This window comes from Streptomyces sp. NPDC003027 (genome assembly GCF_053591435.1).
In genome coordinates, this window is record NZ_JBSFTU010000010.1 from 147,403 (window position 1) to 154,830 (window position 7,428).

General features: G+C 71.0%; 6 protein-coding genes and 1 pseudogene. 5 read left to right on the plus strand and 2 right to left on the minus strand.

Going from position 1 to position 7,428, the window contains the following annotated elements; genetic code table 11:
• Positions 1-12: 12 nt before the first annotated feature.
• Together ACWDX6_RS10815 and ACWDX6_RS10820 are read left to right on the plus strand one after the other, a co-directional pair.
• Complete coding sequence (locus ACWDX6_RS10815) at positions 13-1,617, plus strand: carboxyl transferase domain-containing protein (protein ID WP_451484593.1); 1,605 nt, start codon at positions 13-15, stop codon at positions 1,615-1,617.
• Positions 1,618-1,622: 5 nt separating this feature from the next.
• Positions 1,623-3,587: an acetyl/propionyl/methylcrotonyl-CoA carboxylase subunit alpha gene (locus ACWDX6_RS10820; protein WP_451484594.1), complete on the plus strand. Its 1,965-nt coding sequence runs from the start codon at positions 1,623-1,625 to the stop codon at positions 3,585-3,587.
• A gap of 165 nt (positions 3,588-3,752) precedes the next feature.
• Here ACWDX6_RS10820 and ACWDX6_RS10825 read toward each other — a convergent pair whose 3' ends face one another.
• Positions 3,753-4,157, minus strand: a complete 405-nt coding sequence (locus tag ACWDX6_RS10825) for a ChaB family protein (protein ID WP_451484595.1) — start codon at positions 4,155-4,157, stop codon at positions 3,753-3,755.
• Between the two features lie 142 nt (positions 4,158-4,299).
• On the opposite strand from ACWDX6_RS10825, the gene ACWDX6_RS10830 reads away from it, so the two are divergent.
• The 3 genes from ACWDX6_RS10830 (at position 4,300) to ACWDX6_RS10840 (ending at position 7,080) form a co-directional block, all read left to right on the plus strand.
• Positions 4,300-4,548, plus strand: a complete 249-nt coding sequence (locus ACWDX6_RS10830; protein WP_451484596.1) for a hypothetical protein — start codon at positions 4,300-4,302, stop codon at positions 4,546-4,548.
• A 150-nt stretch (positions 4,549-4,698) separates the two neighbouring features.
• The gene (locus ACWDX6_RS10835; RefSeq protein WP_451484597.1) at positions 4,699-5,559 is read left to right on the plus strand and encodes a glycosyltransferase family 2 protein; all 861 of its coding nucleotides are present in this window, start codon (positions 4,699-4,701) and stop codon (positions 5,557-5,559) included.
• A 696-nt stretch (positions 5,560-6,255) separates the two neighbouring features.
• Positions 6,256-7,080: a hypothetical protein gene (locus tag ACWDX6_RS10840; RefSeq protein ID WP_451484598.1), complete on the plus strand. Its 825-nt coding sequence runs from the start codon at positions 6,256-6,258 to the stop codon at positions 7,078-7,080.
• A 234-nt stretch (positions 7,081-7,314) separates the two neighbouring features.
• Here the strand turns inward: ACWDX6_RS10840 and ACWDX6_RS10845 are convergent.
• Positions 7,315-7,428 (minus strand): annotated as a pseudogene (locus ACWDX6_RS10845) (IS5/IS1182 family transposase); the annotation flags it as partial.

Here is a 7,428-nt window from a genome sequence, read left to right on the forward strand (position 1 = left end):
CAGCACCTGCCGATGACGATCCTTCGCTCCCACATCGACACCTCGTCCGAAACGTTCCGCCGCAATGCCGACGCGTTCGACGACAAGCGCGCCCTCATCGCGGAGGCGCGTGCCGCCGCTCTCGCGGGCGGCAACGACAAGGCCCACCGCAGACACGCCGAGCGCGGCAAACTCACCGCCCGCCAGCGGGTGATGCGGCTGCTCGACCCGGGGACGCCGTTCCTGGAGATCGGACAGCTCGCCGCGCACGACGTGTACGACGAACCCGTTCCCTCCGCCGCACTGGTCACCGGTGTGGGTACGGTCGGCGGGCGGCCGACCATGGTCTTCGCCAACGACGCGACCGTGAAGGGAGGTACGTACTTCCCGCTCACCGTGCAGAAGCAGCTGCGGGCGCAGAAGGTGGCCAGGCAGAACGGGCTCCCGTGCGTCTACCTGGTCGACTCCGGCGGCATCTACCTGCCCTTGCAGGAGGACCTCTTCCCGGACGAGTACCACCTGGGGCGCATGTTCCGGAACATCGCCGAGATGTCCGCCCTCGGGCTGCCGCAGATCGCCGCGGTGATGGGCTCCTGCACGGCCGGTGGCGCGTACATCCCCGCCATGTGCGACGAGGCGGTGATCGTGCGCGGCAACGGCACCATCTTCCTCGGCGGACCGCAGCTGGTGCGTGCCGCGACCGGTGAGATCGTGGACGCCGAGACGCTGGGCGGCGCGGACCTGCACACCCGTACCACCGGTGTCGCCGACCACCTCGCCGAGAACGACGAGCACGCGATCGAGCTGGTGCGCGAGATCGCCGTCCGCGACAGCAGGACGGCGGTGTCGGCGCCGCCGTGCGAACCGCGCCCGCCGCTGTACGACCCGGCGGAGCTGCCCGGCATCATCAGCGCCAGCCTCCGTGAGCACATCCCGGCGCGCGAGGTGCTGGCACGGCTGCTGGACGGCAGCGAGTTCGTGGAGTACCGCAGCCGGTACGGGCCGACCATCGTGTGCGGCACCGGGCACATCGGCGGCTACCCGGTCGGTGTGGTGATCAACGACGGCGTCCTGTTCCCCGAAAGCGCCCAGAAGGCCGCCAACTTCATCGAGCTCTGCGTCCAGCGCGACATCCCGCTGCTGTTCCTGCACAACATCAACGGCTTCATGGTCGGCGCCGAGTACGAGGCCGCCGGGATCGCCAAGCACGGCGCCAAGCTGGTCAACGCCGTCTCCTGCGCCAAGGTGCCCAAGTTCAGTCTGGTGATCGGCGGCAGCTTCGGGGCCGGGAACTTCGCCATGTGCGGCCGGTCGATGGGGCCGCGGATGATGGCGATGTGGCCGAGCGCCAAGTCGACCGCCGTGGGCGGGGAGCAGACCGCGACCGTGATGGCGCTGATCCGCGGCGACCAGCTCGCCAAGGAGGGCCGGACCCTCTCCGCCGAGGAGGAGGCGGCCATCAAGCAGCCGATCATCGACACCTACGAGCGCCAGTCCCACCCGCTGTACTACGCGGCGCGCATGTGGGTGGACGCCGTGGTGGACCCCACCGACACCCGTGAGTGGCTCACCCTCTGCCTGGCCATGGCCGCCGACGGCCCTCAGCAGGAGACGCGCTTCGGCGTGTTCAGGATGTGATGGAGATGCTGAAACGAGTCCTGATCGCCAACCGTGGCGAAATCGCGCGCAGGATCGCCCGTACGTGCCGTCGCCTGGACGTGGAGTACGTGGCCGTCCACTCCGACGCGGACCGGTCCGCCGCCCACCTGGAGGGCGCGTTCGAGCAGGTCCGGCTGGGCCCCGGCCCCGCCACCGACAGCTACCTCCGGATCGACGGTCTCATCGACGCGGCGCTGCGCACGGGATGCGACGCCGTGCACCCCGGCTACGGATTCCTCTCCGAGAGCCCCGCGTTCGCGGCCGCCGTCGCGGAGGCGGGCCTCGTCCTGATCGGTCCGGACGCGGAGACCATCGCGGCCATGGGGGACAAGGCGACGGCGCGGACCCTGATGGCCGCCGCCGGCGTCCCGGTCCTGCCCGGGTCCGAGCATGCCAGCGAGGTACTGGACGAACTGGCCGCCGACGCGGAGCGCATCGGCTACCCGGTGATCCTCAAGCCGGTCGCCGGAGGCGGCGGCAAGGGCATGCAGGTCGTCCACCACCCGGACGACCTGGCCGAGGCGGTGGCCGCGGCCGTCAGGCTCGGCCGCAGCAGCTTCGGCGACGGGCGCCTGCTCGCCGAGCGGTATGTCTCCCGGCCGCGCCACATCGAGGTCCAGGTCTTCGGAGACACCCACGGCCAGGTCGTGCACCTCTTCGAGCGGGAGTGCTCGCTCCAGCGCCGGCACCAGAAGGTCGTCGAGGAGGCCCCGGCCGTGGGGCTCCCGGCCGATGTGCGAGCCGCGTTGCTGGAATCGGCCCTGCGCGGCGCGAAGGCGCTCGGCTACGTCAACGCCGGAACCTTCGAGTACATCCTCGACTCCGACGACGGCTTCTACTTCCTGGAGGCCAACACGCGCCTCCAGGTGGAACACCCGGTCACGGAGGAGATCACCGGCGTCGACCTGGTGGAGTGGCAGCTACGTGTCGCCGCGGGAGAGCGGCTGCCGCTGGCGCAGCACGAGATCACCGCGACCGGCCACGCGATCGAGTGCCGGGTCTACGCCGAGGACCCGGACGAGTCCTTCCGGCCGGCCCCGGGCCGCGCGGACCGGGTGGAGTGGCCCGACGGGGTACGGGTCGAGGCCGCCTTCGACCGGGCCGGCGAGGTCTCCTCCTTCTACGACCCGATGATCGCCAAGCTGGTGGCCCACGGGCCGGACCGGGCGGCCGCGCTGCGTACGCTCACGGACGCGGTTCGCGCCACGGCGGTGATGGGGCTGACGACCAATCTCGGCTTCCTCGGTGACCTGCTGAGCCAACCGCGGGTCGTCGCCGGGCGCCTCGACACCCACCTGGTCAACGGGATGGTGGCCGAGCGGGGCCAGGTCGACCGGAGCTGCCGGGCCGCCGCGTGCGCCGCGGCGATGGAGGTGCCGTCGCCGGCCGGTGGGCCGGCCTCGCCCTGGCACGGCTCCGCCGGTGCGCTCGACCGGGGCGCTCTGGACCCGGCCGCGCCCCTGGGCGCGGTGGTGGTGCGCGACGGCCGGCGCGAGCTGCGGGCCACGCTCCTCGGTCCGCGGCCGTCCGGGGTGCGCTGCCGGGTGGAGGGGCAGCCGTTCACCGTCGACGTCACCAGCCGGAACGGTCTCTTCCGCGGCAGGGTGGGCGACAGCGCCTGGTCGGGCACGCGGACGGCCGGCGGTTTCGAGATCAACGTCGACGGCTACCGCACGGTCCTGTCCCTTCCGACGTACGCCCAGGCGGACGCGGAGAGCGCCGGCAACGAGGTGAAGACGACCATGCCGGGCGCGGTCGTCGGCGTGACGTGCGCCGTGGGGGACAGGGTCGAGGAGGGGGCGGTTCTCGCGATCGTCGAGGCGATGAAGATGGAGAACCGCGTCCTGGCCCCGTTCTCGGGGGTGGTGGCCGAGGTCAGGTGCGCCCTCGACGACCTGGTGGCGGCGGACCAGACGCTGGTCGTGCTCGCGGACGACTCGGGGGAGTGAGGGGGGCGGGACGGGCGGCGGGGCGTGGCGTACGGGACCCGGCCGTGTGACGGCGAGCCGGACCGCCCGTACAGCAATCGGTCCCCCGCTCTGCCGCTCCCCCGCTCCCGGTCCACCGGTCTACCCGCTCTGTCGCTCCCGGTCTACCGCTCCGGGTCCACCGGTCTACCGGGAACGGGCCTCGCGCGTCCGTGACCGGTTCTCCTTACGGATCGCCTCCAGCAGTTCGGACCTGCTCATCCGGGAACGGCCGCTGATGTCCAGACGCTGGGCCAGGTCGTACAGATGCCGCTTGGTGGCGTTCTCGTCGACGCCCTCACCGCTGCGGGCCGGCCGCTCCCGGGGCGTCGCGGCACGCGGGTCGGACGGGCCCTTGCGCCCGTGTTCCTTGCGCTCCCAGTGGTCGCCGACCTTCTCGTACGTGTGCTTGAGCGCGCTGAAGGCGACCCGGTGCGCCCGTTCACCCTCCCCGTACTGCTCCACGGCCGAGTCATGGGCCTTGATCCAGGTGCGCCGCGCCTCCTCGGGCGAGCGCTCCAGCGTCGAGGGAAGCTCCTCTCGTCCTGGCATGGTCACCTCCGGTCATCGCATCCACCGGGCGCCTTCCCTGCCTCACGCCCCGCATGCGCCCGGCGGCCCGCCCTGCCGTTTCCCGGACTCCTTTCACGGGCAGCCGCGCTCCGGACGCACCCGTCAGGCGGAAGGACACGACATGAGCGAGCACACGCCCGACGCCGCCCCGCGCAAGGACCGGTTCGCGCGGGCGCGCGACGAGGAGCAACCGGGAGCCACCTCGGGTTCCGAGCGCCAGGCACAGGAACGCGTCGTACCCGGCACCGCAGGCGCCCGGGAGGGGTACCAGCGGGCGGGCACCGGCAGCGGTGAGCCCCTGACCGGGGTCGAGGCCGGCGAGGAGGATGACGAGGCCCGCGCACAGAGCAGGAGGAAGAGCGAGGAGTGACGGGGGAGCCCCACGGCTGTCGTGAGGGCGCGACCTTCCCGAGAGGGAGGACGATCCGGGCCGGTGGCCTGCCCTGGGACCATCCGGCCCGGGCGGCTTGATCGGGGCACTTCGTCTCCCGGCCCATTCAGCGACGGAGGGAGCCCGGCCGTGACCGCCGACCCGAGGACCACTGTGGTCGTCATCACCCACAACCGCCGTGACCAGCTGCTGCGGACCCTCGACCGCCTGGACGGCATGCCCGAGCGTCCGCCGGTGATCGTCGTGGACAACGCGTCGACCGACGGCACCAGGGAAGCCGTCGAGCGGCTGCGGCCGGCGGTCACCGTCCTGGCCCCCGGCCTCAATCTGGGCGCGCCGGGTCGCACGGTCGGGGTACGGCACGCCCGTACGCCCTATGTGGCGTTCAGCGACGACGACTCCTGGTGGGAGCCCGGGTCCCTGACGCGCGCCGCGGACCTGCTGGACCGCCACGAGCGGCTCGGGCTGCTCGCCGCCGGGATCCGGGTGGGCCCCGGCGGCGCGCCGGACCCGCTGAACGCCATGCTTGCGGCGTCCCCGCTCGGCGACGGCGCCGATCTGCCCGGGCCGCGGGTCCTGGGCTTCCTGGCCTGCGCGGCCGTGGCCCGCCGTGAGGCGTACTTGGAGGCGGGCGGCTACAGCCCGCTGCTGTTCCTGGGCGGCGAGGAGACGTTGCTGGCCTATGACCTGAGGGCCCACGGGTGGGACGTGTGCCACGCCCCCGACGTGGTGGCCGTCCACGCACCGACCGGTGGCGTACGCCCCGGCCGCCCGGCGGTCCAGCGCCGCAACGCCGCCCTGACGGCCTGGCTGCGCCGCCCGGTACCCGTGGCACTGCGCCACACCCGCAGACTCGCCGCCGCCGCCCCGAGAGACCCGGAGGCACGCGACGCACTCCGCCAGACGCTCGAACGCCTCCCGGCCGCCTTGCGTGCCCGCCGCCGCCTCCCGCCCTCCGTGGAGGCATCGGCCCGCCTCCTGGACCCGTAGACCCACAGCCGAGGCCACCGATCCGAAGGCCCCGGTCTGTCGGCCCCGCGCGGACCGGGGCATGCAGAAGGCCCCGGCCGGTTTCCCGGTCGGGGCCTTCACGTGCCGGTGAGGCACTCGCGGAGGATACGAGATCGAACTCGTGAGGGGTTGCCCCCAACACGCTTTCCAAATGTTCGTACGGAGGTCCGGCGGGGGCCGTACCCGTCCTGACCTGCGGGGGAGCGTTCGGGGTGACCCCGTCCGGACATGGCCGGACGGCGGCGAATGAGACTAGAACTGAGACCACGAAGCAGGGTCGTCTGCCGGGTCGGCAGCCTGATCCTGTGCTGGTCACGGGCCCGCAGTGGTCAGATCGACGGTACTCGGCTCGCACAGGGTTTCGTACTGACAGTGAGGCGTTGGTGAACCTCCCCAGGGCATAGGGACTTGCGATGGGGATGAGCCCCTCGATATTCCGGAGGGGGAGACGTGTCGAAAGCCGAGTTTGGGGCGCTCATCTTCGCTGCTTGGACATTGTCGATATGGGCCCTGACCATGACGGCAACCTCGCAGCGCCGACGTAACAGAACGATCTTGGAACGGATCTGCTGGGCTCACGCGCGGGCACACGCAAGACGGCGCCGCGCTCACCTGGTGCGCCAGGTTCGCGACAGCTCCTTGGCGACGCGTCCAGACCGTCCGACGCTGGACTACTTGCAGCGCGAAGACGTCCTGCATCGGGCGTCCCGGAGAGCACTCGCTCTCAAGATGATTGTCCCCGTCGCGATGTCCGTCTCAGCGGGTGGGGCCCTTGCAGCAGCCATCCAACGCACAAGCTGGCACGTCTGGCGCGACGCCGTCGCCATAGGGGTCTGGGTGACGCCCATGTTGATCACTGCTGTGATCGCCTCCCTTGTCACAAACCAAGGCATGCAACGGTGGACAACCGAGGCCGTGACGGTCACGGTGCGTAGGGCCTATGAGGCACTCCTCCAGCCTCTGGAGGTAACAGGGAAGGAGCCTCCGACGGCATCATCCTTCAACTCTCCGCACGTTGCGGCAGTGCAAGCGTTGGAAGACTTCGCCATCGCGCTGGAGAGGTATGCCGTGCAACGTGCGCTTCCTGACGGCCGTAACCCCATGCCCCAGGTCGTGGCTCGGTTCGCAGCAGCCGCTGCCCTCGTGCGTGAGCTTCGGGACGGGGTTGAGCTTGATCGGATCGACGGTGCGAAGCGTGCTCTGCTCGAAGTGGAGCGAATCCTGAAAGTGCTCGCCAGCGGCCGGTTGCAAGATCTCGCACCTGGGGACGTATCCGCCGACGGGCTGTTGCACAGCCACCGCGAGCGCAGAGCATGGCGGCAGCAGGTGCTGCGGGGATCTGCGTTCACCTTGTGTCTCGCCGGCATCGTCTTTGCCCTGGCTTCGTCAGCTGTGGGCGTGGCCCTGGCCACGGCCGCCGCGGCGGGGCTAGTGGTCACCTGGGACAAGATCCTTCGTCTCTCCACCAGCTCGGACGCGAATAGGCCAGCGAGCACCTGACCGCTGCAGGTCGGTGACGCACTCTGGGGCGTAGCCGAGGAAGCGGGCGGAGACGCTGAGGAAGGCCCGAGCCGGCCCCCTCAGACCCGAACTGAGACGGAAACTGAGACGGAAGATCACTAGGGCTCTCAGCTCTGCCGCGTGTGAGGTCCGACTGTCCGGGCCCTAAGGGTTGTCCCGTAAATGATCTCCGGATCGCCCTGGGCAGGGCTTGCCGCCGTACGAGCCGCTGATCTATCCAGCGAGGGCGAGTTTGTGCATCCGGGCGATGCCGAGCACGGCATGGTGCACTCCGTCGCCTTTCAGGCGGCAGTCGCGGAGGATCTTCCAGGTCTTCATGCGGGCGAA

Coding starts and splice junctions, on each gene's coding strand:
- ACWDX6_RS10820 (WP_451484594.1), top strand. CDS start 1,623: ATGCTGAAACGAGTCCTGATCGCCAACCGTGGCGAAATCGCGCGCAGG.
- ACWDX6_RS10830 (WP_451484596.1), top strand. CDS start 4,300: ATGAGCGAGCACACGCCCGACGCCGCCCCGCGCAAGGACCGGTTCGCG.
- ACWDX6_RS10825 (WP_451484595.1), bottom strand. CDS start 4,157: ATGCCAGGACGAGAGGAGCTTCCCTCGACGCTGGAGCGCTCGCCCGAG.
- ACWDX6_RS10815 (WP_451484593.1), top strand. CDS start 13: ATGACGATCCTTCGCTCCCACATCGACACCTCGTCCGAAACGTTCCGC.